24 protein-coding genes, 1 other RNA gene and 1 other annotated feature are annotated in these 26439 nt (G+C 33.2%); of the genes, 23 read left to right on the forward strand and 2 right to left on the reverse strand.

The window, feature by feature from the left end; genetic code table 11:
• The first annotated feature begins 48 nt into the window (after positions 1–48).
• Positions 49–240: non-coding RNA, 6S RNA (ssrS, locus tag P3U32_RS05780), on the forward strand.
• 52 nt (positions 241–292) lie between these two features.
• Positions 293–1060: a tRNA threonylcarbamoyladenosine dehydratase gene (locus tag P3U32_RS05785; RefSeq protein ID WP_323704664.1), complete on the forward strand. Its 768-nt coding sequence runs from the start codon at positions 293–295 to the stop codon at positions 1058–1060.
• 995 nt (positions 1061–2055) lie between these two features.
• On the opposite strand, the gene P3U32_RS05790 is transcribed toward P3U32_RS05785, so the two are convergent.
• Entirely contained in the window at positions 2056–3327 is a 1272-nt protein-coding gene (locus P3U32_RS05790) for a replication-associated recombination protein A (protein WP_323704665.1), read from the reverse strand.
• A gap of 90 nt (positions 3328–3417) precedes the next feature.
• On the opposite strand from P3U32_RS05790, the gene cymR reads away from it, so the two are divergent.
• Together cymR and P3U32_RS05800 are read left to right on the forward strand one after the other, a co-directional pair.
• A complete protein-coding gene (gene cymR / locus P3U32_RS05795; protein ID WP_323704666.1) occupies positions 3418–3837 on the forward strand; it encodes a cysteine metabolism transcriptional regulator CymR in 420 nt (139 codons plus the stop codon).
• Positions 3838–3990: 153 nt separating this feature from the next.
• Entirely contained in the window at positions 3991–4725 is a 735-nt protein-coding gene (locus P3U32_RS05800) for a trypsin-like serine peptidase (RefSeq protein ID WP_323704667.1), read from the forward strand.
• 248 nt (positions 4726–4973) lie between these two features.
• Here P3U32_RS05800 and P3U32_RS05805 read toward each other — a convergent pair whose 3' ends face one another.
• Positions 4974–5981 carry an LLM class flavin-dependent oxidoreductase gene (locus tag P3U32_RS05805; protein WP_323704668.1) on the reverse strand — a complete coding sequence of 336 codons (1008 nt, stop codon included), beginning with the start codon at positions 5979–5981 and terminating at the stop codon, positions 4974–4976.
• Between the two features lie 315 nt (positions 5982–6296).
• On the opposite strand from P3U32_RS05805, the gene sal reads away from it, so the two are divergent.
• The 19 genes from sal (at position 6297) to accC (ending at position 26432) form a co-directional block, all read left to right on the forward strand.
• On the forward strand, positions 6297–7922 hold the full coding sequence (gene sal / locus P3U32_RS05810) for a Sal family ABC-F type ribosomal protection protein (RefSeq protein WP_323704669.1): 1626 nt from the start codon (positions 6297–6299) through the stop codon (positions 7920–7922).
• 59 nt (positions 7923–7981) lie between these two features.
• Entirely contained in the window at positions 7982–9130 is a 1149-nt protein-coding gene (locus P3U32_RS05815; protein ID WP_323704670.1) for a cysteine desulfurase family protein, read from the forward strand.
• Entirely contained in the window at positions 9123–10232 is a 1110-nt protein-coding gene (gene mnmA / locus P3U32_RS05820; RefSeq protein ID WP_323704671.1) for a tRNA 2-thiouridine(34) synthase MnmA, read from the forward strand. The genes P3U32_RS05815 and mnmA overlap by 8 nt, the downstream gene beginning before the upstream one ends.
• Positions 10233–10322: 90 nt before the next feature.
• The gene (locus P3U32_RS05825; protein WP_323704672.1) at positions 10323–10991 is read left to right on the forward strand and encodes a tetratricopeptide repeat protein; all 669 of its coding nucleotides are present in this window, start codon (positions 10323–10325) and stop codon (positions 10989–10991) included.
• Between the two features lie 2 nt (positions 10992–10993).
• Positions 10994–13366 carry an SF1B family DNA helicase RecD2 gene (locus P3U32_RS05830; RefSeq protein ID WP_323704673.1) on the forward strand — a complete coding sequence of 791 codons (2373 nt, stop codon included), beginning with the start codon at positions 10994–10996 and terminating at the stop codon, positions 13364–13366.
• Positions 13367–13406: 40 nt separating this feature from the next.
• Positions 13407–13571, forward strand: a binding site (T-box leader).
• A 43-nt stretch (positions 13572–13614) separates the two neighbouring features.
• Positions 13615–16245: an alanine--tRNA ligase gene (gene alaS, locus P3U32_RS05835; protein WP_323704674.1), complete on the forward strand. Its 2631-nt coding sequence runs from the start codon at positions 13615–13617 to the stop codon at positions 16243–16245.
• Between the two features lie 65 nt (positions 16246–16310).
• Positions 16311–16580: an IreB family regulatory phosphoprotein gene (locus P3U32_RS05840; RefSeq protein ID WP_323704675.1), complete on the forward strand. Its 270-nt coding sequence runs from the start codon at positions 16311–16313 to the stop codon at positions 16578–16580.
• Complete coding sequence (gene ruvX, locus P3U32_RS05845) at positions 16573–17001, forward strand: Holliday junction resolvase RuvX (RefSeq protein ID WP_323704676.1); 429 nt, start codon at positions 16573–16575, stop codon at positions 16999–17001. Before P3U32_RS05840 ends, ruvX begins: the two co-directional genes overlap by 8 nt.
• Before the next feature lie 18 nt (positions 17002–17019).
• Positions 17020–17325 (forward strand): DUF1292 domain-containing protein, encoded by a 306-nt coding sequence (locus P3U32_RS05850; RefSeq protein ID WP_025904237.1) that lies wholly within the window; start codon positions 17020–17022, stop codon positions 17323–17325.
• Between the two features lie 79 nt (positions 17326–17404).
• Positions 17405–18523, forward strand: a complete 1119-nt coding sequence (gene mltG / locus P3U32_RS05855; protein WP_323704677.1) for an endolytic transglycosylase MltG — start codon at positions 17405–17407, stop codon at positions 18521–18523.
• Positions 18524–18712: 189 nt separating this feature from the next.
• Positions 18713–19354, forward strand: a complete 642-nt coding sequence (locus P3U32_RS05860; protein ID WP_323704678.1) for an O-methyltransferase — start codon at positions 18713–18715, stop codon at positions 19352–19354.
• Positions 19354–20277, forward strand: coding sequence for a peptidase U32 family protein (locus P3U32_RS05865; RefSeq protein WP_323704679.1), 924 nt, complete (start codon positions 19354–19356; stop codon positions 20275–20277). The genes P3U32_RS05860 and P3U32_RS05865 overlap by 1 nt, the downstream gene beginning before the upstream one ends.
• A gap of 21 nt (positions 20278–20298) precedes the next feature.
• Positions 20299–21567 (forward strand): peptidase U32 family protein, encoded by a 1269-nt coding sequence (locus P3U32_RS05870; protein WP_323704680.1) that lies wholly within the window; start codon positions 20299–20301, stop codon positions 21565–21567.
• The gene (gene udk / locus P3U32_RS05875) at positions 21567–22190 is read left to right on the forward strand and encodes a uridine kinase (RefSeq protein ID WP_323704681.1); all 624 of its coding nucleotides are present in this window, start codon (positions 21567–21569) and stop codon (positions 22188–22190) included. The genes P3U32_RS05870 and udk overlap by 1 nt, the downstream gene beginning before the upstream one ends.
• Positions 22191–22219: 29 nt before the next feature.
• Positions 22220–22696, forward strand: a complete 477-nt coding sequence (gene greA / locus P3U32_RS05880; RefSeq protein ID WP_323704682.1) for a transcription elongation factor GreA — start codon at positions 22220–22222, stop codon at positions 22694–22696.
• Between the two features lie 230 nt (positions 22697–22926).
• Positions 22927–23649, forward strand: coding sequence for a 5-oxoprolinase subunit PxpB (gene pxpB / locus P3U32_RS05885; protein WP_323704683.1), 723 nt, complete (start codon positions 22927–22929; stop codon positions 23647–23649).
• Positions 23649–24650 carry a 5-oxoprolinase subunit C family protein gene (locus tag P3U32_RS05890; RefSeq protein WP_323704684.1) on the forward strand — a complete coding sequence of 334 codons (1002 nt, stop codon included), beginning with the start codon at positions 23649–23651 and terminating at the stop codon, positions 24648–24650. Before pxpB ends, P3U32_RS05890 begins: the two co-directional genes overlap by 1 nt.
• Before the next feature lie 3 nt (positions 24651–24653).
• Entirely contained in the window at positions 24654–25079 is a 426-nt protein-coding gene (locus tag P3U32_RS05895) for an acetyl-CoA carboxylase biotin carboxyl carrier protein (protein WP_323704685.1), read from the forward strand.
• Positions 25080–25091: 12 nt separating this feature from the next.
• Positions 25092–26432, forward strand: coding sequence for an acetyl-CoA carboxylase biotin carboxylase subunit (accC, locus tag P3U32_RS05900; protein WP_323704687.1), 1341 nt, complete (start codon positions 25092–25094; stop codon positions 26430–26432).
• Positions 26433–26439: the final 7 nt, after the last annotated feature.

Genomic DNA, 26439 nt, shown 5'->3' on the forward strand with positions numbered 1-26439 from the left:
TAAATACTTGTTATTTAAAATAATTATGATAAAATGTGTTTATAAGGTAGTCATCTGAAGTGTTCGTAATACGCTTTTTATATTTTGACCTAACACTTTTTGATCAGGGAGCTTAATAGGTTTTCTTAATAGCGCATACGCCTCATTGGAGGACATGCAAAATAAGAAACAGGGCACCCACCTGTATTTAGCAGGCCAAAATGATCTAGCACTATATATTACGGCACAGTTGGATTCTATCGGTACGCAAGACTTTATGTCTTGCGTATTTTTGTGTAAAGGAGTAAATAATATGAAACATCAATTCTCAAGAAATGAATTAGCAGTTGGTAAAGAAGGATTAGATTTATTGAAAAGTAAAACAGTAGTCGTTTTAGGCGTCGGTGGCGTAGGTTCTTTTGCAGCTGAAGCACTTGCAAGAACGAATATTGGTCACATCATTTTGATTGATAAAGATGATGTAGATATTACAAATGTAAATAGACAATTACATGCTTTAACAACAACAATTGGTCAATCAAAAGTAGATTTAATGGAAGAACGAATCAAATTGATTAATCCAGATTGTAAAGTGACATCATTGCATATGTTCTATACTGAAGAAACTTATGAAGCATTGTTTAACGAATATGACATCGATTATTTTGTTGATGCGAGTGATACAATCATGTATAAAGTACATTTAATGAAAGAGTGTTTGGAAAGAGGCATTGACGTGATTTCAAGTATGGGCGCTGCAAATAAGACAGACCCAACTAAATTTGAAATTGCAGATATTTCAAAGACACACACTGATCCAATGGCTAAAATTATCCGACTTAAATTAAGAAAAATGGGTATTCATAAAGGCATCAATGTTGTGTTCAGTGATGAAAGTCCAATCATGATACGTGAAGATGTTAAAGAAGTAGTTGGCGATAAAAATGCGAAAGTTAGAAAAGCACAAATGCCACCATCATCGAATGCATTCGTTCCAAGTGTCGTTGGTTTAATCTGTGCAAGTTATGTTATAAATGACATTTTAAAAGATATTCCAGTTAAACGAGTAAAAGATAAATAAAATAAACGATATGAAAAAGTCTAAGATACAAATTGTGTCGTGGACTTTTTTATTTTGGAGAAATTCGTAGATTAACTCTTGAATTAAGCGACGAGTTGGGTGAAGTCGTAGATTAACTTTTGAATTAAGCGACGAGATGGTTAAAGTCGTAGATTAACTTTGTAGTTAAGCGACGAGATGGCCAAAGTCGTAGATTAACTCTTGAATTAAGCGACAAGATGGGTAAAGTCGTAGATTAACTTTGTAGTTAAGCGACGAGATGGTCAAAGTCGTAGATTAACTTTTGAATTAAGCGACGAGATGGTCAAAGTCGTAGATTAACTCTGTAGTTAAGCGACAAGATTGGGTAAGTCGTAGATTAACTGATGAATTAAGCGACGAGATGGTTGAAATCGTAGATTAACTTTTGAATTAAGCGACGAGATGGTTGAAGTCGTAGATTAACTGATGAATTAAGCGACAAGATGGTCAAAGTCGTAGATTAACTCCGAAGTTAATCCAAGAGAAGAGGCAAGTCGTGAGTTAATTCGGAAGTTAATCCAAGAGAAAGCCGAAGTCGTGAGTTAACTCCGAAGTTAATCCAAGAGAAAGCCGAAGTCGTGAGTTAATTCGGAAGTTAATCCAAGAGAAGAGGCAAGTCGTGAGTTAATTCGGAAGTTAATCCAAGAGAAAGCCGAAGTCGTGAGTTAACTCCGAAGTTAATCCAAGAGAAAGCCGAAGTCGTGAGTTAACTCCGAAGTTAATCCAAGAGAAGAGGCAAGTCGTGAGTTAATTCGGAAGTTAATCCAAGAAAAGAGCCAAGTCGTGAGTTAACTCCGAAGTTAATCCAAGAGAAAGCCAAAGTCGTGAGTTAACTCCGAAGTTAATCCAAGAGAAGAGGCAAGTCGTGAGTTAATTCGGAAGTTAATCCAAGAAAAGAGCCAAGTCGTGAGTTAACTCCGAAGTTAATCCAAGAACGCCCCAAATAGATAAAAAAATAAGACTTTCGATAAGCCTTATTTTTTATTACTTTTTAAATTATTGTATATTTCAGCGAATTTTTGTTCGGATTTAGATGTTAATTTTGGTTCATAGTATTGTTTGTTTTTTAATGTGTCTGGTAAATATTGTTGTTCAACATAGCTATTTTCATAGTTATGTGGATATTTATAACCGATTGCATTTCCTAATTCTTTCGCGCCTTGATAGTGTCCATCTTTTAAGTGTTTGGGTACTAATCCGGCTTTACCGTTTCGAATATCAGATAATGCTTGATCAATTGCCGTAATGGCTGAGTTTGATTTTGGTGATAAACATAGTTCTATCACTGCTTGGCTAAGTGGAATACGTGCTTCAGGAAATCCTAAACGTTCACTGGCTTCTATCGCTGAAAGTGTTCTTGCAGCGGCACCTGGTGATGCTAAACCGATATCTTCATAACTGATGACTAGCAATCTTCGTGCTATCGTTGGTAAATCACCAGCTTCTATCAATCTTGCTAAGTAATGTAATGCTGCATCTACATCGCTGCCTCGTATAGATTTTTGAAATGCACTCATAACGTCATAATGTTGATCGCCGTCTTTATCGTGTTGGAATGTATTTTTTTGTATACATACTTTAGCATCTTCGAGTGTTACTTGTCGTTTATCATCATTTTGTTCAGCGCTTAATACTGCAAGTTCTAGTGCGTTTAATGCGCTACGAACATCTCCATAACTGGCCATTGCAAAGTGGTGAATGGCTTCGTCAGAAACTTCAGGATTATATTCTGCCAATCCATTTTCGGAATCTGCTAAAGCGCGCTTTAATGCTGTAATGATATCATCTTCTTCTAAAGGATATAGTTCAAATATTTGTGTTCTACTTCGAATGGCTGGATTAATTGCATGATAAGGGTTTGATGTTGTCGCACCTATGAGTACAATTTTTCCGGATTCTAAATGTGGAAGTAAAAAGTCTTGCTTCGCTTTATCTAATCTATGAATTTCATCGAGAAGAAGGATAACTTGTCCTGACATTTTTGCTTCTTCAACGACTAATTGCATATCTTTCTTTGTATTTGTAACAGCATTAAGCTGTCTAAATTTATATTGTGTGCTTCCTGCGATAGCTTGTGCTATACTAGTTTTTCCAATTCCTGGAGGTCCATAAAAAATCATAGACGATAATCTTTTTGTATCAACCATTCTTCTAATAATGGCTTTCGGACCAACTAAATGGGCCTGACTAATTACTTCATCTATTGTTTTAGGTCTCATTCTATATGCTAATGGTTCGTTTTTCATTTGTATTCAACCTTTCTAATTACTCAAATTGTACAAAAAATGATAAAATAAGGTAACAATATTTTTTATAGGAAATAAGAGGTGTAGGATATGAAAATTTCTACTAAGGGACGATACGGCTTAACTCTTATGATATCCTTGACGAAGCGTTACGGTCAAGGATGTACATCGTTAAAGTCTATCGCTGAGGAAAATAATTTAAGTGATTTATATTTAGAACAATTAGTTGGGCCATTGCGTAATGCTGACTTAATTAAAAGCGTAAGAGGTGCAAAGGGTGGATACCAATTACAGAAAGCACCTTCTGAAATTACTGCAGGCGATGTTATTAGATTACTAGAAGGTCCAATAACACCTGTTGAAGGAATTGAAGATGAACCACCAGCACAGCAACAATTATGGATAAGAATTCGTGATGCTGTTAAAGAAGTGTTAGATAACACTACTTTAGAATATTTAGCGAATTATACGAGCCAGGAAGAATTAGAAGGTTACATGTTCTACATTTAAATCATTATGCTCAAGTGTTATAAATGAATGCCTAACTGTTTACAAATTGAATTGTAAATACAGTTAGGCATTTATTTTGTTATTGTAGAGTGATCTGTTCTTTTACATTAGTATTCATATTATGATGAGTATACATTTGAAAGGGGAGATTATATGAAACAATTCAAAATGCACATTTTTACATTAGTCGCAATTGTACTATTAAGCGTTGTCGCATTACCTCACCAAGCGGAAGCTAAAACAGATGTACCTTCATCAAAGGTAATACTGCCAAATAATGATAGAACACAAATTACAAACACTACATCTGGTCATTATCAGTCGATTGCGTTCGCTGATGTTGGTGGAACGTCAATAGCATCAGGCGTTGTAATCGGTAAAAATACAGTCCTTACTAACAAACATGTTGTTAATGCTACAAACGGAGATGCATCAGTACTCAAATTCTCACCAGGTGCAAATGGATATGGCAATTATCCTGCTGGAACATTTACAGCAACTGATTTTACTACTGCACCAGGTGGTGAAGACTTAGCAGTCGTACATGTAGGTAAAAACAGTGACGGTCAATCTATTGGTGATGCTGTACAACCTTCTGTTATTGGTGATACTTCATCAGTTCAAAAAGGAGATGCAATTACGGTTACTGGTTATCCTGGAGATAAACCACTTGCTACTTTATGGGAAAGTAAAGGTAAAATCTTATCTGCTTCCGGTAGTAGCGTAACTTACGATTTAAGTACATACGGCGGTAATTCAGGTTCACCAATTTTTAATGCAAATAATGAAGTGATTGGGTTACACTATGGTGGCGTTCCAGACAGTCACAATAGTGGTGTACTGTTCAATGCAAGTGTTCAAGATTATATAAACAGCCAATTAAAATAAAATTATTTCTAATTAAACAAAAAAGCATGACACATTACTTATTGAGTAGGGTGTCATGCTTTTTTGTTTAGAAAGTTATATACATCGTCAGCAATTTTTGCGCATGCTTTCCGCGGGCATGTTATCAGCCTGTAGTCTTCGAATCATGCCGTTCTCGCAGGAGTCAGCGCAAAAAATTGCTTGGGATTTGTGGCTAACGAGATAGTTCTTGGAAACAATTCCGTAAGATTGGGCATTTGTTTTAATATTTATTCACCGTAGACGTCATCAACAATTTGTTTGAAAGATTCGAATGACTTATATTGTTTGTCTAAATCATAGATATAACTTACAGACATAATTTCATCTACATTATATTTATCTTGGAATGCTAATAATTGTTGTTTAACTGTATCTTTACTTCCTATAAATGACGTATTTGTTTTAGATTGTGCCATGTATTTCTCTTGTTCAGACCAAATATTTTCTAATTGATCAGTAGGTGGTTGTAAAGGCATACGTGAGTTTCTAATAATGCCTAAGAACATTAAATGCATTGTTGAAGATAAATAAGTTGCTTCTTCATCTGTATCACCAACGATGACATTCAAGCAAACAGTCACATATGGTTTATCAAGATATTCTGATGGTTCAAATAAATCTCTGTAAATTTCAATGGCTTGAGACATTTGCTCTGGTGCGAAATGTGCAGCAAATACATAAGGTAATCCTAATCGTGCTGCTAAATGAGCAGAGTCTGTAGATGATCCTAAAACATATAATGGAATGTTTGTGTTAACGCCAGGATAAGCTCTAACGTATGATTGTTTTTCTTCAGGTCCGAAATATTGCAATAATTGCTTAATATCATCACCAAAAGTATAGACACCTTTGTGAGAATCACGTCTTAATGCTGAAGCGGTCATCATATCTGTCCCTGGTGCTCTACCTAAACCTAAATTCAATCTATTTGGAAACATTGTAGCCATAGTACCAAATTGTTCAGCAACAATCAGTGGCGCGTGGTTTGGAAGCATAATTCCACCTGAACCTACTTGAATAGATTCAGTATGTTCTAATGTATGTTGAATAAGTAATGCAGTTGCTGAGCTTACGAGATTCGGTGCATTATGATGCTCTGCGATCCAATATCTTTCATAGCCAAGTTTCTCTACATTTTGTGCAAGTGACACCATATTTTTAATAGCATCTTGTTCTGTTTCTCCTTTGCGTAATGGTACGAGATTTAACGCAGAGACTGGAAATTTAGATTTCATTTATGACTCTCCTTACTAATTTATATAATGGAAGTATATCAATCGTTATCTCAATGCACTATTTTATTGCTCAACAAAATTTGACTCCTCAGTGTATTAAAGATATAATGAATCCAAATTTAGAGAGAGGTGGCATCAATAATAGGCATGGATATCCAATAATTTTTACGAGTTAAAGAAATAACGTAAAAATACCATTGTGTTACACAATGAGAATTGGATGAGTCTGTCTATAATATGATGTTACCGTTGCATTTTTTAAATAGTGTAATGGTGCGTCTTCCTGTGTAATGCATGGAAAGAGGAGGCAACATTATGCTATTTTTATTTAAAGAAAAATCACTAGAAGTAGAAGGTAAAGTACTTATTCCTTCGTTAACTTTTACTATTGAAGATTTCGAACATTTGGCAATTACAGGTGTAAACGGTGTTGGAAAGTCTACATTATTAAAAGAAATTCATTTGAATACGTCCATTGAAACCGCAATGATGGAACAGGACTTAACAAAATATAATTCATTAAATGTTATGGATTATGTCATGTTGAGTTATCCTGAACTAGCAAAATTAAAATCTAACTTAGATGATATGGACAACCTCAGTCGATACATTGAATTAGATGGTTATGGTATAGAACAAGAAATGGTCACTGAGGGAAAGAAATTAGGTTTAAATGAAAGTCATTTTGAACAACGTATCTCGACACTAAGTGGCGGAGAACAAACGAAAGTTTCATTTTTAAAAGTTAGATTGGAGCAAGCACCGCTATTGTTAATTGATGAACCGACGAATCATATGGATCAAGAAATGAAAGTCTGGCTCACAAAAGCATTTAAACAAGAGCGGCGTGCAATCTTATTCGTATCGCATGATAAACAATTTTTAAATGAAACACCTGATGCAATTTTAGAACTTAGTTCAACAGGAGCTAAAAAATATTCAGGTGTTTATGATCAATATAAAGAACAAAAAGATATCGAAAAAGAAACGCTTATACATCAGTATGAAAAACAAAAGAAAGAACAGCAAGCAATTGAAAATACAATAAAAAAATATAAAGAATGGTATCAACAATCAGCTCAAAAAGCATCAGTAAGAAATCCATATCAGCAAAAGCAGCTCAGTAAACTTGCTAAAAAATTCAAATCGAAAGAAAAGCAACTTGAGAACAAACTTGAAGGGAATCAACTGAAACAACCAGTTGAACAAACACAATCTTATTCAATGGAACATCATGATTTTAAATCTCGTTTTTTAATGAAGTTTGAAGATGTTTCATTCTCTTATGAACAAACGTCCATATTTGAGCATATGTATTTTCATATAGAAAGAAATCAAAATGTAATTATTGACGGACATAACGGTTCGGGGAAATCAACTTTAATTAAATTGATAATAGGTCAACTGAAACCAAGTGACGGAGAAATAACTGTTCATCCTGAATTAGAGATTGGATATTTTTCTCAAGATTTTAGTAATATCAACATGACGCATACTGTATTAGAAGAAATATTAACGATTGATGGATTAAAAGAGGCAGATGCGAGAACAATTTTAGCCAGCTTTCATTTTGACAAAACGCGAATCAATGATTTAGTAGGTCATTTGTCTATGGGAGAAAAATGCAGATTACAATTTGTGAAATTATATTTTTCAAATCCTCATATACTCATACTTGATGAACCTACCAATTATTTTGATATTGAAATGCAAGAAAAAATCATTCAACTTATTCAATCATTCCAGGGATCAACATTAATTATTTCACATGATCAATATTTTAAAGAACAAGTTAAAGACCAAGTTTGGACGATAAAAGACAAAACGCTTATACACGAAAATCTTCAAGTCAATATACCTTTAAATGCTGAAAATATGAAAAATCAATTAAATGAATTAGAACAATATACAGATGAAAGAAACAAAGAAACAGAGTTCTAGTCATTTTACAAAAATGGTGCTAGAATAGGTACATTGAAAACTAAGAAAGGACGTTCAACATGAAAGTATATGCAGACTATGCAGCAACTACTCCAGTAAAACCTATTGTGACAGAGAAGATTACAGAAATATTATCTGAACACTATGGTAATCCATCATCTATCCATACTATTGGAAGAGATGGTAGAAAGTATTTAGATCAATCAAGAAGAGAGGTTGCTTCAATATTAGGTGCAAACCCAAATGAAGTTATTTTCACGAGTGGAGCAACAGAATCTAATAATACAGCAATTAAAGGAATAGCAAGAAAGAGAAAACATCAAGGTAACCATATTATAACGAGTAGAATTGAGCATCATTCTGTATTACATGTGTTTGAAGAACTTGAACGTGAAGGTTTTGATGTATCGTATATTAATGTCGATGAAGATGGCCGTGTTGATTTAACTGAATTACAACAAGCTATTACGCCAGAAACGACATTAGTATCAATAATGTTAGTTAATAATGAAGTAGGAACAGTCCAACCATTGTATGAAATCGCTGAAATCATTGAAGATAAAGAAATTGCATTTCATGTTGATGCTGTGCAAGCGATAGGACATATGCCAATTGATTTTAATGATATGCCAGTTGATTTATTAAGCATTACAGCACATAAATTTGGCGGTCCAAAAGGCATTGGTGCATTGCTTATGAAAAAAGGCATTCAATTGGACACGTTTGTGCATGGTGGAGAGCAAGAGTTAAAGAGAAGAGCGGGAACTGAGAACGTCCCTTATATATGTGGAATGGCAACTGCTTTAACAGATGCATATGAACATATGGACGAAAACAATATCCATTTAATGAATTTGAAAGAAAAACTCATTGTCGGCTTACAACAACGTGCAATTCCATTTGAGTTAAACGGAAGCATGATTGATACAACTGGACATATTACAAATTTATACTTCCCGTTTATTGAAGTAGAGACGATGTTAACATTATTAGACATGGCCAATATATATGTATCTAGTGGATCGGCTTGTACAGCAGGTTCGACGTTACCTTCGCATGTGCTTGAAGCAATGTACGGCGAGGATGAACGTGTTAAACAATCAGTGAGATTTAGTTTTAGTGCTTTAACAACCGAAGCAGAAATCAATTATATCGTAAGTGAAATTATGAAAATATATAATCAATTTAAGGAGGAAGAAAATGAATAATCAATCTACACGTGTCGTTGTCGGAATGAGCGGAGGCGTAGATAGTTCTGTTACAGCTCATATATTGAAAGAACAAGGATATGATGTAGTAGGCATATTTATGAAAAACTGGGACGATACTGACGAAAACGGGGTTTGTACAGCGACAGAAGATTACAATGATGTAATTGCTGTATGTAACCAACTCGACATCCCGTACTATGCGGTGAATTTCGAACAAGAATATTGGGATAAAGTATTTACTTATTTCTTAGACGAATATAAAAAAGGTAGAACACCAAATCCAGATGTAATGTGTAATAAAGAAATTAAATTCAAAGCATTTTTAAACCATGCTTTAAAATTAGGTGCAGATTATGTGGCTACGGGTCATTATGCACGTGTAAATCGTGATGGTGATAAAGTAGAAATGTTACGTGGTGTTGATAATAATAAAGATCAAACGTATTTCTTAAACCAATTAACACAAGAACAATTATCTAAAGTAATGTTCCCAATCGGTGAATTAGAAAAAAGTGAAGTAAGAAGAATTGCAGAAGAACAAGATTTAGCAACAGCTAAGAAAAAAGATTCAACGGGTATATGTTTTATCGGAGAAAAGAACTTTAAAACTTTCTTATCACAATATTTACCTGCGCAAAATGGTAAAATGCAAACACTTGATGGTCTAGATATGGGTGAACATTCAGGTTTAATGTATTATACGATTGGACAAAGACATGGTTTAGGTATCGGCGGAGACGGAGATCCTTGGTTTGTAGTAGGGAAAAATTTAAAAGAAAATATTTTATATGTAGAACAAGGTTTCCATCATGATGCTTTATACAGTGATTATTTAATCGCGTCAGATATTTCTTTTGTAAACGATATTGATTTTAGTCAGCCAGTAAAATGTTCTGCTAAATTTAGATATAGACAAAAAGATACAAACGTGACCGTTGAAAAACTTTCAGACAATCAAATTAAAGTGACTTTTGATCAACCAGTTCGCGCAATTACACCAGGACAAGCAGTAGTGTTATACGATGGCGAAGTATGTCTAGGCGGCGCAACAATTGATGAAGTTTATAAAACAGAAAAACAATTAGATTATATGGTTTAAATTTCATAGAGTCTGCGACATCTATTTGTGTCCCAGACTCTATTTATTTTTGTTATAATTACATTTAATGATATTTAAAGGAGTTACAACATGCATAACGAAAAAGAAATAGTAACACTTATACAAAACAAAAAATTCGACCAAGCACTTACATATTTGTTTGAAAATATAGAAGAAGATCCAAACGAAGTGACGAATTATATTAATGCTGGTACGATTTTATCTGAAGCAAATGACCTTGAAAGAGCAGAGAAATTCTTCCAAAAAGCAATTACTGTAAATGAAAATCATGGTGGGGCATATTATAGTTTGGCAAATTTATATTACAACCAACAACGATTTGAAGAAGCAATTAAATTGTATCAACATGCATTGAAAAGAGGCTTGAATGATGCGGATACAAACTTTATGCTAGGCATGAGTTTTAATGAATTAGGTGCACATACAGAAGCTTTACCTTATGTAATGCGTGCACACGAACTTAATGAAAAGGACATAGAAATTGGTTTCCAATATGGATTAACTTTATGCCAACTTGAAATGTTCGATGAAGCCATTCAACAATTAGAGCTCGTATTAAGTAACGATGATAAACATGTAGATGCATTGTATAATTTAGGATTAGCAAAATATATGAAAAATGAAAATCCACATGAAGCATTAACATATTTTAGAAAAGCAGTAGAAATACAACCAGACCATTTATTGAGCGGTCATGCGATAAAAATGTTTGAACAATTAGCAGAAGAGGAGGACTAACAATGGAAAATTTATCTTTATTTGATCTTTCACATGTTAAAGGTGAAGTGATTAGAATCTTATTCCAAAATAGTGATAACTATTATACTGTGATTAAAGTTGATGTGATGGAATCAAATGAAGATTTTGACCAAGAGGTTACCATTGTTGGTTATCTGCCGCAAATTGTTGAAGGTGAAACGTATTTGTTTAAAGGTAAAGTCATTAATCATCCGAAATACGGAAAACAACTGCAAGCAGAAACGTTTGAGAAAGAATTACCACAAACAAAGCAAGGCGTTATCCATTACTTATCAAGTGATTTATTTAAGGGAATTGGTAAGAAAACGGCAGAATCGATCGTTGAAATTTTAGGAGAAAATGCACTTAAGAAGATTATAGAAGATCCAGATGTACTTAAACAAATTCCTAAACTCAATCAACAAAAGAGAGAAACAATCGCTGAATCAATCCGTGAGAATCAAGTGATTGAACAAATAATGATTAAATTGAATGAACTTGGTTTTGGTCCAAAACTTGCGATGTCAATTTACCAAGTATATAAAGAAGAAACTCTAAATGTACTGAAACAAACACCATATCGATTAGTAATGGATGTTAATGGCATAGGATTTCAAAGAGCAGACCAAATTGCTGAACAAGTAGGGATTTCGAAAGATCATCATGATCGTTTTGTCGCAGGAATTAGTTATTATTTAAATCAACAATCATTACAGAACGGACATACATATTTGCCAGTAGATATTTTAGTGAATGGCGTATATGAACTGTTGAATCATCAACAGCCAAATGTGGTGAATAAAGATCAAATTAACGATGTAATCATTGAGATGAGTGAGGAACAAGCAATTATTATTGAAGATCAACATTGCTTCTTACCTTCTTTATATTACTCAGAAGCAAAAAGTGTTCAAATTATCCATCGATTATATCAACATCAAGATGAATTAAAAGATATAGAAACAAGCGATTTACAACTTCATATTGGACAAATTGAAGATATGAATGATGTTTCGTATGCTGATGGACAAAAACATGCTTTGGAAACAGCCATTAACAATAAAATGATGTTGTTAACGGGTGGACCTGGTACAGGTAAAACAACAGTAATAAGAGGGATATGTGAATTATATTCTGAAATCCATGGTGTGAGCTTAAATTATGATGATTATGACGAGAATTCAGATTTTCCAATCGTTTTAGCAGCACCTACAGGAAGAGCAGCGAAAAGGTTGAGCGAATCTACTGGTTTGGAAGCAATGACCATTCATAGATTAATCGGATGGAGTAAAGATACTCAGCCTGATGATGTATTAGATAATGAAATTAATGCACATTTAATAATCTTGGATGAAATGTCCATGGTAGATACTTGGTTGATGTATCAATTTTTAAGAGCAGTGCCTGATTATGCACAAATTATCTTTGTTGGTGATGAAGACCAATTGCCTTCAGTTGGACCAGGACAAATTTTTAAAGATTTGATCGATTCAAAAGTTATTCCAAGAGTCAATTTAACTGAAGTATATAGACAACAAGAAGGCTCATCTATTATTGATTTAGCCCATAAAATAAAAAATGGATTACCTGTGTCAATTAGTGAAAAACATCATGATCGATCCTTTATAAGCTGTACGAGTCATCAAATTGCATCTGTAGTAGAAAGAGTCGTTCAAGGTGCTGTAAGTAAGGGATACAATATGCAAGATATTCAAGTATTAGCACCTATTTATCGAGGACCAGCGGGTATAAATAAACTCAACCAGCTACTGCAAGATATTCTCAATCCTAAAGATGAAGATATGCGTTACTTAGAATACGGCGATATTGAATACCGAGAAAATGACAAAGTACTACAGCTGGTTAATCGACCAGATGATAATGTTTTTAATGGTGATATAGGTGTCGTTACAGGTGTGTATAAAGCAGAAGAGAACGCATTAGGTAAAGATGTCGTCATCGTTGATTATGAGGGCAATGATATTACGTATACAAAACAAGATTTATCAGAAATTACACACGCGTATTGTTGTTCGATTCATAAATCACAAGGTTCTGAATTTCCAATTGTCATTATGCCGATAGTTAAGCAATATTTTAGAATGTTGCAGAAAAACATATTATATACTGGATTAACACGAGCGAAACAATCATTAGTCGTGTGTGGTGAAGAACAGGCATTTAATCAAGGAATACAAACACTTGGACATGGTCGTATGACTTCTTTTGATACAAAATTGAAAATGTACTTTCAAACGGACGATCAAGTTGAGCCTGAAAAGGAACGTCATCTCATCCTTACAGAAGAAAATATGTATGAGATTGATCCTATGATCAATATGCAAGATAAAACACCGTATGATTTTATGAAATAATTGACATCTAAAATAGCAGTGCTTATAATCTAGTAGAATACAAAAAGAGAAGACGAGTAAATATAGATTTGTTATAGAGACATGCTGGTTGGTGAAAAGCATGACAATATATATTGAACGCTACTTCTTTTTATGAATTAAATAAACTTAAAGTGATGACATAATGTCATAACTAGGGTGGTACCGCGATACGTTCGTCCCTTTTTCTAGGGATGGGCGTTTTTTATTTTATTTGAGGAGTGAATGGAATGAAGAATTTAAAAGCAAGTGAAATTAGACAAATGTATATTGACTTTTTTGTTGAAAAAGGACATATGGTAGAACCTTCAGCACCTTTAGTACCAATTGATGACGATACGTTATTATGGATTAATTCAGGTGTAGCAACATTGAAAAAATATTTTGACGGAAGAGAAATTCCTAAAAATCCAAAAATCGTTAATGCTCAAAAAGCAATCAGAACAAATGATATTGAGAATGTAGGATTTACAGCGAGACACCATACTTTCTTCGAGATGTTAGGAAACTTCTCAATTGGTGATTACTTCAAGAAAGAAGCGATCGCTTTTGCATGGGAATTCTTAACAAGTGAAAAATGGATGGCAATGGATCCTGAAAAATTATACGTAACAATTCACCCTGAAGATACTGAAGCGTATGACTTATGGCATGATGGTATTGGTTTAGAAGAATCTCGTATTATTAGGATAGAAGGTAACTTCTGGGATATTGGTGAAGGACCATCAGGACCAAATACAGAGATATTCTATGATAGAGGCGAAACGTACGGTAAAGAAGATCCTGCTGAAGAAATGTATCCAGGTGGAGAAAATGAACGTTACCTTGAAGTGTGGAACCTTGTATTTAGTGAATTTAATCATAATGCGGATCATACGTATACACCACTTCCAAATCAAAACATAGATACTGGAATGGGACTTGAACGTATGGCTTCCATTGCTCAAGATGTTCCAACCAATTATGATACTGATTTATTTATCCCGATCATTCAAGAAGTTGAAGCGGTTAGTGGACAAAAATATTTATCTTCTAAAGAGCAAGATATTGCATTTAAAGTAATTGCTGACCACATTAGAACGATTAGTTTTGCTATTGGTGACGGAGCTTTACCTGCAAATGAAGGTAGAGGTTATGTTTTAAGAAGATTATTACGTAGAGCAGTACGTTTCAGTCAATCATTAAATATTAATGAACCATTCTTATACAAATTAGTTGATATCGTGGCTGACATTATGGAACCTTATTATCCAAATGTTAAAGCACAAAGTGATTTTATTAAAAAAGTAATTAAATCTGAAGAAGAGCGTTTCCATGAAACACTTGAAGAAGGTTTAGCTATTCTTAATACAATGATGGCTTCTGCGAAATCAAAAGGAAATATTTTATCAGGTTCTGATGCTTTCAAATTATACGATACGTATGGTTTCCCAATTGAGTTAACAGAAGAAATTACAGCTCAAGAAGGTATAGAAATAGATAATGAAGGCTTCGAAAATGAAATGCAACAACAAAGAGATAGAGCAAGAGCAGCACGTCAACAAACACAGTCTATGCAAGTTCAAAATGAAGTGTTAGGTAAGATTACATCTCCAAGTACATTCGTTGGTTATGAACAAACTGAAATTCAAACTGAGATCACTGATATTATTGTTAACGGTCAATTAGTTGAAGAAGCTGAAAGTGGCGAACAAATTCAATTTATTTTACGTGAGACTCCATTCTACGCTGTATCTGGTGGACAAGTTGCAGATACAGGAATTATCAGACATGATCAATTCGAAATTGAAGTAACAGAAGTCATTAAAGCGCCAAATGGTCAAAATTTACATGCTGGGCAAATCAAATTTGGACAAGTGCATATCGGCGAGACAGTTGAGGCAATTGTGAACCAAGATGATAGAAAAGATATTATCAAAAATCACTCTGCGACACATTTATTACATGCAGCATTAAAAGAAGTGCTAGGCACACATGTAAATCAAGCTGGTTCACTAGTTGAAAGTGAAAGACTTAGATTCGATTTCTCTCATTTCGGACAAGTAACAGCTGAAGAATTAAAAACAATTGAAAGAATTGTAAATGAAAAAATATGGGTAAATATTCCTGTAGAAATTCAAGAAATGGCTATTGAACAAGCGAAAGAAAAAGGTGCAATGGCATTATTCGGAGAAAAATATGGCGATGTAGTAAGAGTAGTTGAAATGTCATCTTATTCAATCGAATTATGTGGTGGTATCCATGTTCGTAATACAAGTGAAATTGGCTTATTTAAAATCGTATCTGAGTCAGGTACAGGTGCAGGTGTAAGAAGAATTGAAGCAGTAACTGGTAAGAAAGCTTATGAAACTTTAAAACACTCTGAGTCTATCCTTGAAGAAGTAATGCAACATGTGAAAGTGAAGGACCAAGAAAGAACGATTGAAAAAATTGATCAAATTCAACAAAGCAACAAAGAATTAGAAAAAGAACTTCAACAAAAAAATAAAACAATTACAGAATTGAAATCAGGCAATATTGAAGATAGTGTTGAGGAAATCAATGGTATTAAAGTACTTGCGACATTAGTTGAAGCAGAAAATCCAAAAGTATTAAGAACAATCATGGATGATTATAAATCTAAAATGCAAGATACAGTATTGTTATTAGCTAGTGTTAATGGCGAGAAAGTATCACTTGTATCTGCAGTTCCAAAAGAACTTACAGATAGAATTAAAGCTGGAGATATTATTAGAGAAGCAGCACAAATTACAAACGGTAAAGGTGGCGGTCGTCCGGATATGGCACAAGGTGGCGGTACAGATCCTTCTAAAGTAACAGAAGCTTTACAGTTTGTTAAAAACTACGTTAAATCTCTATAATTTCAAGTACTAATCGAATATGATATAATTAATATTAAGTTAATGGAGTTAGGGAGTGTAAAAAGATGAATAATTTTGATAAAACGATGAAATTTAGCTATGATGATTTTCCTAAAGAAGATGTCAAAACAGTACTACAAAATGTTTATCGTACGTTAGAAGAACGTGGCTATAATCCTGTTAACCAAATTGTTGGTTATTTGTTGTCCGGTGACCCCGCATATATACCTAGACACAATGAAGCAAGAAATCAAATTAGACGCTTAGATAGAGATGATATTATGGAAGAACTCGTATCAAATTATTTAAAGCAAGAAAATGAATTCGATGCTTAAACATAGAATCATTGGTTTAGATGTAGGTAGTAAGACGATAGGTGTAGCAGTCAGTGATGCGATGGGTTGGACTGCACAAGGAATAGATACACTCCGTATTAACGAAGAGAATGAAGAATTTGGTATTGATGAATTAATCAAAATTATAGATCAATATGATGTAGATACTGTCATTATTGGATTACCTAAAAATATGAATAATTCTATTGGACCGCGTGGAGAAGCATCTATGCACTTTAAAACATTGCTTTCCGAAGCAAAACCTGACTTGAAAATGGTCATGTGGGATGAACGTTTAAGTACTGTAGGTGCAGAAAGAACGCTTTTAGAAGCGGATGTTTCTCGCAAAAAAAGAAAAAAAGTAATAGATAAAATGGCAGCTGTATTTATATTACAGGGGTACTTGGATTCTATTAAATAAAGATAAGGAGAATGAATAATGACTGAACATAATCATGAAGGACATTTAGAAATTAATAATGAGGAAGAATTATTAACACTTATTGATGAAAACAACAATGAGGTTTTATATCGTAAAGTATTAGAATTCTATCACCCTGAATTTAAGAAAGAATATATCATTCTTGCTGAAGAAGGAACAGCTGACGATGAAGAAATCGAATTAATTCCTATGATTAATGAAGCGAATGATGATGGTGAAGGCGGTAAATTATTACCTGTTGAAACTGATGAAGAGTGGGATATGATTGAAGAAATCGTAAACACTGAAATGGACGACGTTTAAAATTTAATATGTAATAGTACACCGTACCCCTAATGTGATATAATCATTAGGGGTATTTTATTTACATAAGGAGTCACATATGGGAAAAAATAGTATATATAAAGATGCGAGGTTATTATCTAAGTACATTAGTTTAGGTATAATCAGTATCCTCTTTTTATTATTTTTATTGATTACACTAATTGGTTTATGTGTAATCGGCATTAATGGGAGGCCGGTCAATGCAGATAGCCAAGAGCAAATTATTTTTAAAGTTAACCCAAACGATACAACAGAAATCATCAGCCAACAATTAGCTGAAGATAAACTCATTAGAAATGAAACGATTTTTAAATATTATTTAAAATTAAATAACATATCAAGTTTTCAAGCTGGAGAATATAAATTCTCACCATCCATGTCTTTAAAAGATATTGCAACAAGTCTTAAGACCGGAAAAGTATATATTAAAACTGCAGTTCAATTTGATGTAAAAGAAGGATCTAATATCGAACTCATTGCAGGAATAGTTGAAGAAAACACGTCTATATCAAGAGAAGAATTCCTAGGAAAGATGAAAGATCGAGATTTCATTAAAAAATATCAAAAGCAATATCCAAAAATGCTTTCAAATGAAATATTAAATAAAGATTTAAGATACCCTTTAGAAGGATATTTAGCGCCAGCTACATATCAATTTACAAATAGCAACGTGTCCGTAGATGAAATTGTTCAAAAAATGTTACAAGAGACGACAAATACGACGTATAAGTTATACGAAGAAGAAGGTCCATTAAAGTTGACTGAGAACTATGAATTAAAAACGCTGTCGTTTCATGAGTATTTAACAATGTCTTCAATTGTTGAAGCTGAAATGAAAAATATGACAGATAAATCTAGATATACATCATTAATTGTAAATCGACTTGAGAATAATCCACAAAGTGCATTAAATTCAGATGCTACTGTGCGATATGCTCTGAAAAAAGAACCATCTGAGCGGTTATCTGAAAAAGATTATTCAACACATTCACCATTTAATACTTATGGACAAAAAGGCTTACCAATAGGTCCAATTAATAATTTTTCTGATGAAACGGCAAGAACAACGATACATCCACCTGAAACAGATTATTATTATTATACAACTACGAAAAGTGGGAAAGTTCTCTTTGCTGATACCATCAGTCAACAAGAAAAAAATAAAGAAAAACAATAACAAAGAAAACAAGCGCATGAAATTTCGAGGAAAATGCGCTTGTTTTTTATTTATACTTACTATTTAGTCTGAAATATGGTAAAATATTTAATGTTTATTAAACCATATTGCGTATATGAGCGATGCATACTAACTGGTCAGAGTACTAGTTGGGTTTTTTATTATATTGAAGTGTAAGGAAGTTGTAACATGGAAAAAGATATTAAATATATCGAAGAATTGCTTTTTCAAAAATCTTCGCCGATAGATGCGCTTAGATTATATGCCTCAGAGCATAGTGTCCCTATAATGGACAAAATATCAACAGAATTTGTAAAGCAAATGATAAGAGTTAAAAGTGTTAAAAATATACTCGAGATTGGTACTGCAATCGGGTATAGTTCCATGCATTTCGCTTCTTGTGATTCAGACATTCGTATTTGGACCATTGAAAGAAATGAAGAAATGTATCAGCTAGCTAGCAAAAATATAAAAGATTATAATTTTGAAACGCAAATTAATGTCATTTATTCAGATGCTAAAGAAGCTAAACCATTATTACCAAATCAACAAAAGTTTGATTTGATTTTTATCGATGCGGCTAAAGCACAATCACAAAAATTCTTTGAGTTATACGAAGATCTATTAAGTGATGATGGCATAATTATTACTGACAATGTGTTATATCATGGATTTGTCAGTGACATTGATGTTGTTCGAACTAGAAATGTAAGACAAATGGTTAAAAAAGTTCAAAAATATAATGAATGGCTCATGCAACATAAAGACTATGAGACAACATTTATTAATATTGGGGATGGAATGGCAATTTCAAAGAAGGAGCATAATTGATGACGGAATTATTAGTGACACCTAAATCAGTGACACATATTGAGAAATTAATAGAATTAGGTGCAGATGCATTTGTTATTGGTGAAGAAAAATTCGGATTAAGATTAGCTGGTGAATTTAAAGAACCCGAACTTCGTGAAGCAATAAAAATCATTCATCAACATGGCAAGAAAGCATATGTAGCAGTAAATGGCATATTTCACAATGAACATATTGATGATTTAGAAACATATATAGATTTATTACATGAATTAAAGGTTGATCGAATTATTTTCGGTGATCCTGCTGTAGTTATGTCTATGAAACATCGTGAAAATCCGATACCGCTAAACTGGAGTGCTGAAACCATTGTTACGAATCATTTCCAATGTAATTATTGGGGACAAAGAGGTTCAGCAAGAGCTGTACTAGCACGTGAATTAAGTATTGAAGAAGTTTTAGAAATCAAAGAAAATAGCGATGTTGAAATTGAAGTACAAGTTCATGGAATGACATGTATGTTCCAATCTAAAAGACAATTATTAGGTAATTATTTTATGTATCAAGATAAAGTAATGAAAATTGAGAACAGACAAGAAAACAAAGACATGCTTTTATACGATGAAGAACGTAGTAATAAATACCCAATCTATGAAGACGGCAATGGGACACATATTATGAGTCCAAATGATATTTGCCTAATTGAAGATTTAGAGTCGTTATTAGAAGCTAATATAGACGCTATAAAAATAGATGGTGTATTACAAACGGAAGCATATATAAACGTTGTTACTGAACAATATCGAGAAGCGATTGATTTGTATAATGAGGATCCTGAATTATATGAAGATGAGAAATTTATGTTGTTAGAGCCTATTGAAGATATTCAACCTACACATCGCCCAATGGACCAAGGATTCTTGTTCAAACAAACAGTTTATTAGTTTAATTAAAGGAATGATAACATGAAAGTATTAGAACCAATGGGAGCTAGAAGAGAAACAAAAATTAAAAAACCAGAATTACTAGCACCAGCTGGCAATTTAGAGAAACTTAAAATTGCCGTTCATTATGGCGCTGATGCAGTGTTCTTAGGTGGACAAGAGTATGGATTAAGATCTAATGCAGATAATTTTACGATGGAAGAGATTAAAGAAGGCGTTGAATTTGCTGCAAAATATGGAGCAAAAATATATGTTACAACTAATATTTTTGCACATGATGAAAACATTCCAGGATTAGACAAGTATTTAAAAGATTTAAATGAAACAGGAGCACACGGTATTATTGTTGCTGATCCATTAATCATTGAAACTTGTAAACGTGTCGCACCAAATTTAGAAATTCATTTAAGTACACAGCAATCATTATCTAATTATAGAGCGGTTCAATATTGGAAAGAAGAAGGGCTCGAACGTGTCGTACTAGCACGTGAAACAAGTGCAGAAGAAATGTTAGAAATGAAAGAAAAAGTTGATATCGAAATAGAAACATTTATTCATGGTGCGATGTGTATTGCTTATTCTGGTAGATGTACATTAAGTAATCATATGACTGCAAGAGACTCAAATAGAGGTGGTTGTTGCCAAAGTTGTAGATGGGATTATGATTTAATTTCTGTCGAAGATGATGGTGAATTGGAGCCATATTATGCAAATGAAGATGTTACATCATTCGCAATGAGTCCAAAAGACTTGAAATTAATTGAATCTATACCTAAAATGATGGACATTGGTATTGATTCGTTAAAGATTGAAGGTCGTATGAAATCTATCCATTATATTGCTACGGTTGTATCAGTATATCGTAAAGTAATTGATAGTTATGCTGAAGACCCAGAAAACTTTAAAATCGATCCTAGATGGTTGATTGAGTTAGATAAATGTGCGAATAGAGATACTGCACCAGCATTCTTTGAAGGTGTTCCACAATATGAGGAACAAATGTTTGGCCAAGAGTCAAATAAAAAAACACCTTTTGATTTTTGTGGATTAGTGTTAGACTATGACGCAGAATCACAAATTGCTACTATTCAACAAAGGAACCATTTTAAACCAGGTCAAGAAATCGAATTTTTCGGTCCTGAAATTGATAATTTCACACAAATCATTGATCATATCTATGATGAAAACGGTGAGGAATTAGACGCAGCAAGACATCCGCTGCAAGTGATTCAAATTAAAGTGGATCGCCCGATTTATCCAAATAACATGATGAGAAAGGGAATCGTTTGATGGGAAAGACTACAATCATAGGTATTGCAGGGGGTTCTGGATCTGGAAAGACTTCTGTAACATCCGAAATAATGAAAAATTTAAATGGATATAGTGTTGCATTAATAGAGCAAGATTATTATTATAAAGATCAATCTCATATGTCGTTTGAAGATAGATTAAAAACAAACTATGATCATCCATTTGCTTTCGACAACGAAAGATTAAAGCATGACTTAAAGAACTTAAAAGAAGGACAAGCGATTGAAGTACCAACGTATGATTATTCTAATCATACGAGAAGTGACAAGACGATTAGATTTGAACCTAAAGATGTAATTATACTGGAAGGTATATTCGCTTTAGAAAATGAAGATTTAAGAGACTTGATGGATGTTAAGATATATGTTGATACAGATGCTGATTTAAGAATACTTCGTCGATTAGTAAGAGATATACAAGATCGCGGACGTACGATGGAATCAGTCATTGATCAATACCTATCAGTTGTTAGACCGATGCATATCCAATTTATAGAACCAACTAAAAAATATGCGGATATCATCATCCCTGAAGGTGGTAGCAATAAAGTAGCAATTGATATCATGACAACGAAGATCCAATCATTAGTACAAGATATTTAAATAATTACAAAGTAAAGGAAGATGGAAGAATGGAAACACAAAAAGAATTTCCTATGACACAGGAAGGCTATAACAAATTAGAAAAAGAATTAGAAGAATTAAAAACAGTTAAGCGACCAGAAGTCGTTGAGAAAATAAAAGTAGCGCGTAGCTTCGGAGACTTATCTGAGAACTCTGAGTATGATGCAGCTAAAGACGAACAAGGATTTATTGAACAAGAGATTCAAAAAATCGAAAACATGATTCGTCATGCACATATCATCGAAGATAACGGTTCTAAAAATGATATTCAAATAGGTAGAACTGTTACTTTTACAGAAATCCCAGGTAATGATGAAGAAAGCTATAAAATTGTTGGTTCTGCTGAAGCGGACCCATTTGAAGGTAAAATTTCAAATGAATCACCAATTGCAAAAGCATTAATTGGAAAGAAAATTAATGATGAAGTAAATGTTCCATTGCCAAATGGTAATGAAATGAAAGTTAAAATCGTAAAAATAGATTAAGATTTTATTGAGATAAAATTAAAGCAACAGCGCATATATTTCGAGTATGTTTATTCGATATATATGCGCTGTTTTTATGTGAAAAATAATATGTATTTAGAATAAAATAATCTTACATATTTTTATTTTTTTTGCTCTTTTTTTTTATATTTTCTCATAGTATGATGGAATGGTATTAAAAATTTTCAATAGTCTGACTAATGAAAAGTAAAAACAAAGGGGAGGTACAAATGGAAATTAAACCAATTGATGAAACGCATTTCATGATTTACGAAGAAAATGTCATTGATACCGAAATTAAGAGTAAAATTTCATCAATAGCAAATTTGATTGATTCACAAGATCACCCAGCAATTATTAGTGTAACGCCATCATACAGATCGATAATGGTCACGTACGATGTACTTCAAATTACATTAGAAGTATTGTTGGATGATTTAGGTCTAAATAATTTAAAGCATGATGAGTTAAATAGTCAGCAGTCTAAGAGGTTAATTACGATACCTGTTGCATATGGAGGGGCATATGGACCAGATTTGAATGTAGTATCTAATCATGCCAATTTATCAGAAGATGAAGTTATTAAATTACATACAGAACCTAATTATTTGATATACGCAATAGGCTTCTTACCAGGATTCCCATTTTTAGGAGGGTTGAATAAACAAATATTTACTCCTCGGAAAGAAACACCACGATCAAAAATTGTTCAAGGATCTGTGGGCATAGCAAATAATCAAACTGGATTATATCCTAAATCATCACCTGGAGGATGGCAGATTATAGGTCGTACCCCAATAGATGTATTTAACTTGGATAGAAATCCGATGATCTTATATGAAGCTGGAGATTATATAGCATTTAAAGCGATATCAAATGAAGAATTCGATAATATTGAGAAAGAAATTAATGATGGCCGTTTTGATTATCGACAGTTAGTAGGTGAACTTTAATGAAATGTTTAAAACCAGGTCTATTTACAACGATACAAGATATGGGTAGATATCAATATGAAAAAGATGGGTTTTCAGTGGCGGGTGTCATGAATCAATATTTTTATAAAATAGCCAATGCACTCGTTGGTAATGATGATGCTCCTGTATTTGAAATTACAATTAATGGTCCTCAACTCAAATTTAATGAGCCAAACATTTTTGCTTTTGTCGCTTACGATGCAGAAATATTTGTAGATGAACATCCAGTACTGGTCAATACAGCAATTTATGTCGATAAGGGACAAATACTTAATCTTAAAAAAATTACTAAAGGTGCAAGAGGATACTTATCATTTTATAAATCACTAGATATTGAACCTGTATTAGGAAGTGTATCTACACATACGAGAAGCGGTATTGGTGGATATCAAGGTAGAACGTTAAACAAAGGTGATATTTTACAATTCAAGGATAAACCAATGAATCATGATTTAATTGGTAATACTTTTCACATTGATAGGGATGAATCTTATGATGAAATTCCTATTCTAGAAGGTTTGCAATTTGATTCGTTTGATCCATCTTCCCAAAAATTACTGACAGAACAAAGGTATTGTATTTCGGATATGTCTGATCGAATGGGGTATAGATTGAATGGTGATGAAAAATTGATACATAAAGACACAGCAGATATTATTTCAGAACCAATTGCAGCTGGTAGTGTGCAAGTACCAACGGATGGACAACCGATTATTTTATTGAATGATAGGCAAACAATAGGTGGATATACAAAAATAGCAACAGTAACATTTATTGGTAGAGAAAAACTCGCGAATTTAAAAGCAAATGACACATTAAAGTTTAAATGGGTATCATATGAAGAAGCAATTACGAATTTTAAAACGTATATGAACCAAATAGATAATGACATACATGCAATTAAACAAAAGAAATATAAAGATTTGTCAAACATAAGACCAAAATCTAAAAAAATAGCGAAACTTATTAAAGGGGAATAAAACGTGAACATTGAAAAAATTGAACAAGCAATCCAATTAATGAAATCAAATAACGTGTACTTTATGAAATATAAAGATGAAAATATTGAGTTAGAGTTGGATTTAAATAGAAAAGAATCACCGGCACCAATTTCGAATGCTGCTACACACTCGAATACACCGCAAGAGAATACACATGCAGATAATAGTAATTTAACTACTATTGATGCTGAAATATTAGGTACATTTTATTTACAAGATGAAGAAGAACTTAAACAACCACTAATTAAAGTTGGAGACGCTGTGAAAAAGGGGCAACTAGTGGGCTACATTGAATCAATGAAAGTGTTAAATGAAGTGGTCAGTGATTTTGATGGAACGGTAGAAGAAATCCATATTTCACATGGTGAACCGGTTGAATATGGTCAATCTATCATTACATTAAAATAAAGGGGGATTCTCATGTTTAAACGATTATTAATCGCAAATAGAGGGGAAATTGCTGTCAGAATTATACGCACTTGTAGAATGATGGATATTACAACGATTGCAGTCTACTCTGAAGCGGATAAAAATAGTTTGCATGTTCAATTAGCTGATGAATCAATTTGTATAGGTCCAAATCATTCTACAGAAAGTTATTTGGACATTGATCGCTTGTTAGAAGCATGTAAATTAAAAAACGTGGATGCAATTCATCCTGGCTATGGATTCTTATCTGAATCAACGACTTTTAGAAAAAGAGTCGAAGAAGAGGACATTACATTCGTTGGACCAACTTTTAATACAATGAATTTAATGGGAGATAAAATCAAAGCACGTGAAACGATGTATAAAGCTAACGTACCAATCATTCCTGGTTCGATTGGTGAAATTAAAACTTTAGATGAAGTATATGAAATAGCTGAAGATATAGGTTATCCACTTGTGCTTAAAGCAGCTAGTGGTGGTGGTGGAAAAGGTATTCGTATTGTTAATGATGAATCTGAAGTAGAAAAATATTTCAAAGAAGCACAATCTGAAGGTGAAAAATATTTTGGAGATAAACGCGTTTATGTCGAAACATTTATAGATAAAGCCCGACATGTAGAAGTGCAAGTATTAGGTAGTCAACATGGTGAAGCGATACATCTAGGTGAACGTGATTGCTCGATACAACGAAAAAATCAAAAGTTAATAGAAGAAGCGCCTTGTGCAGCTTTGGATGATAAAACGAGAGCTTCATTACATGCTGACGCAGTGAAAGCCGCATTAGCATGTCAGTATGAAAGTGCTGGGACAATAGAGTTTTTATTAACTGATGAAGGTTATTACTTTTTAGAAATGAACACACGTATTCAAGTGGAACATACAGTTACAGAATTACTAACTGGTGTAGACCTCATTAAACAACAAATTTTAGTCGCGAATGGTGAACGATTATCTATTAAACAAGAGGATGTACGTTTTGATGGACACGTTATTGAATGTAGAATAAATGCTGAAAATCCTGAGAAACAATTCAGACCAGCTGCTGGTAAAGTGGAGGCATTACACTTACCAAATGGCTGTAATACAAGAATAGATAGTATGCTTTATTCAGGATATGTCATACCACCATTTTATGACTCGTTAGTAGCGAAAATACTAGTTAAAGGTGAAAATCGATCAGAAGCAATCGCAAAAATGAAAGGTGTACTTGAGGAAACAGTTATCGATGGTTTTCCAACTACAATCGATTTCTTATATCGCGTATTAAGCTATCAACCGTATATTTCAAATGATATTTCAATTAAATTCTTACATGAACATAAAATCGTTTAAGGGGTGT

The sequence above is a fragment of the Mammaliicoccus sp. Dog046 genome, from assembly GCF_034039665.1.
Lineage (GTDB): Bacteria > Bacillota > Bacilli > Staphylococcales > Staphylococcaceae > Mammaliicoccus.